The 2,412-nt window shown below is 67.2% G+C and carries 3 protein-coding genes; 1 reads left to right on the top strand and 2 read right to left on the bottom strand.

Annotated elements, in window-relative coordinates; translation table 11 throughout:
- Together I6U14_RS02860 and gltX are read right to left on the bottom strand one after the other, a co-directional pair.
- Positions 1 to 402: AAA family ATPase (locus I6U14_RS02860; RefSeq protein ID WP_296896734.1), on the bottom strand; the 402-nt coding region annotated here is incomplete at its 3' end.
- 93 nt (positions 403 to 495) lie between these two features.
- The gene (gene gltX / locus I6U14_RS02855; protein ID WP_296896732.1) at positions 496 to 1,911 is read right to left on the bottom strand and encodes a glutamate--tRNA ligase; all 1,416 of its coding nucleotides are present in this window, start codon (positions 1,909 to 1,911) and stop codon (positions 496 to 498) included.
- A 283-nt stretch (positions 1,912 to 2,194) separates the two neighbouring features.
- On the opposite strand from gltX, the gene I6U14_RS02850 reads away from it, so the two are divergent.
- A partial coding sequence (locus I6U14_RS02850; RefSeq protein ID WP_296896730.1) for a hypothetical protein occupies positions 2,195 to 2,412 on the top strand: 218 nt, incomplete at its 3' end.

The raw sequence follows: 2,412 nt of genomic DNA, 5'->3' as shown, positions 1-2,412 counted from the left end.
CACTTGGCGCTCGCCCATGGCCTCCAGCAGCGCGGATTGGACCTTGGCTGGTGCCCGGTTGACCTCGTCCGCGAGCAGTAGGTTATGAAAGATCGGGCCGTGGTCGAAACGGAAGGAGCCGTCGGCCGGGCGGTACACTTCTGTGCCGGTGAGATCCGCGGGCAGCAGATCGGGCGTGAACTGGATGCGGTGGAAATCCGCCTCGATCCCATCCGCCAACGCCTTGATGGCGCTGGTCTTGGCGAGACCGGGAGCGCCTTCCACCAGCAGATGGCCGCCGGCAAGCAGAGCTACCAGCAACCTGTCCACAAGGGTCTGCTGGCCTAGGATTTGGGCGCCGAGGCGCCGGCGCAGCGCCATGACCTCGGCGTGGACAAGGTCGTCCGGGGCATCCTCGCGCATGGCCGCTTGCTGGTGGTCTCGCATGGCGTCGCCGCTGGTCGGGGTGTTACGTGTGGAAGTGATGAGTGCGTGGCATGGGCGCTGAGGCCGCCCTCAGGCTTGCACCTCACGCCCGTCGATGAAGGCGAGCGCACGGTCGATGCGCCGCAGTACGGCTTCCTTGCCCACCAGCCGCAGCGTCACGTCGATACCGGGGGAGGCGGCGCGGCCTACCACTGCCACACGCAGCGGCTGCGCCACCTTGCCCATGTTGAGCTCCAGCGCGTCGGCAACGCGCTCGACAACGCGATGCAGCTCCGCATCCTGCCAATCTGCTAGGGCCAGCATATCGAGCTCTGCACGCAGGCGTGCGAGGGGCTCGCGCGCGACCGGACGCAGGTGCTTCTTGGCCGCCGTCGGCTCGTAGTCGTCGAACTCCCGATAACAGAACGCACTGATCTCGGCGAGCTCCACCAGTGTCTTGGCACGCGCCGCCTGAGCCTCTACCACGTCCACCAGATCCGGTCCGGCACTCGGGTCGATGTCGAGATGACCGAGATGCGGGCTCAACAGCCGCGCAATGCGCTTCGGATCACCATGCTGAATGTAGTGTTGATTCAGCCAGTCCAACTTGTCGGTGTTGAAGGTGGACGCGGCTTTGTTGACATCGGTGATATCGAAAAGCTCGATAAGCTCGTCGAGCGAGAACACCTCTTGATCGCCATGCGACCATCCGAGCCGCACCAGGTAATTGATGAGCGCCTCCGGCAGGTAGCCTTGGTCCCGGTACGCCACCACGCTGACGGCGCCATGGCGCTTGGACAGCCGGCTGCCATCCGCGCCGAGGATCATCGGCACATGCGCATAGCGCGGCGGCTCGAAGCCCAGCGCCTGCAGGATGTTCATCTGGCGCGGCGTGTTGTTGACGTGGTCGTCGCCGCGGATGACGTGGGTGATGCCCATGTCGGCGTCGTCCACGACGACCGTCAGGTTGTAGGTGGGCGAGCCGTCGCTGCGGCGCAGGATGAGGTCGTCCAGCTCTTCGTTGGCGAAGGGGATGCGCCCGCGGATGAGGTCATCCACCACCACAGCGCCGTCCAGCGGGTTGCGAAACCGCACCACATGCGGCTGCTCCGGGTCTACCTGGCGGGCGCGGCAGTGGCCGTCGTAACGCGGCTTTTGCTTGGCCGCCATCTGCATGTCGCGGATTCGCTCGAGGCGCTCCTTGGGGCAGTCGCATCGGTAGGCAAGACCGCGGTCCAGGAGCCCGTCGATGACGGCGTTGTACCGCTCGAAGCGGTCAGTCTGATAGAAAGGACCTTCGTCATAATCGAGGCCGAGCCAGCTCATGCCCTCGAGGATGGCGTTCACGGACTCCGCCGTGGACCGCTCCAGATCGGTATCCTCGATGCGCAGCACGAACTCGCCGCCGTGACGGCGCGCGAAGAGATAACTGAAGAGCGCCGTGCGTGCGCCGCCCACGTGCAGGTAGCCGGTGGGAGACGGAGCGAAACGGGTGCGAACGGTCATCTGGGAGCTGCGGACGGCTGGGCGGGCACCGGGCCCGGGCTTGGACTGGGCCGGCATTCTAGCAGAGCCCGCCGGCGTTGCCCGGCATGCCCTGATTGGCGACAGTGGGGCAACACCAGGCACAACGCACGCCGGCGCAGCAGCAGCGCGCCGACAGGAGCGGCGCCCAAGCGCCAGCGCTGCGATAATGGCCGGTCGACGGTCGCGGCTTTTGAGCGCCACATGGGGATTCGGCCCTGGCATACGCCAGTCGCCAAACACGTATCTGCACTGAGGATTCTCGATGAATACCAACCGTACGCTGGCCCTGGCCCTGGCAGGCCCCGGACTCCTGCCCATCCTCGCTGGTCCCCTGCTGCCCGGGGGCGAGCGCGCGGCCGTCAACGACCCGCCGCGCACCGGGCCCCTCCCGGACCCAGACCGACCAGCTGCCGGCCCCACCCTGGCCCCGCCCCCGACACGCGGCCCCAGCCGGCCGCCCCACCGACACCGAGCCCGCCC

It is taken from the genome of Thiohalocapsa sp. (assembly GCF_019695415.1).
GTDB lineage: Bacteria > Pseudomonadota > Gammaproteobacteria > Chromatiales > Chromatiaceae > Thiohalocapsa.
Note: the sequence above shows the minus strand (reverse complement) of the source record. Positions and strands in the feature narration are given on the sequence as shown.

Excerpts from the sequence above, each read along its gene's own strand:
- gltX (WP_296896732.1), bottom strand. The coding sequence starts at position 1,911 with ATGACCGTTCGCACCCGTTTCGCTCCGTCTCCCACCGGCTACCTGCAC.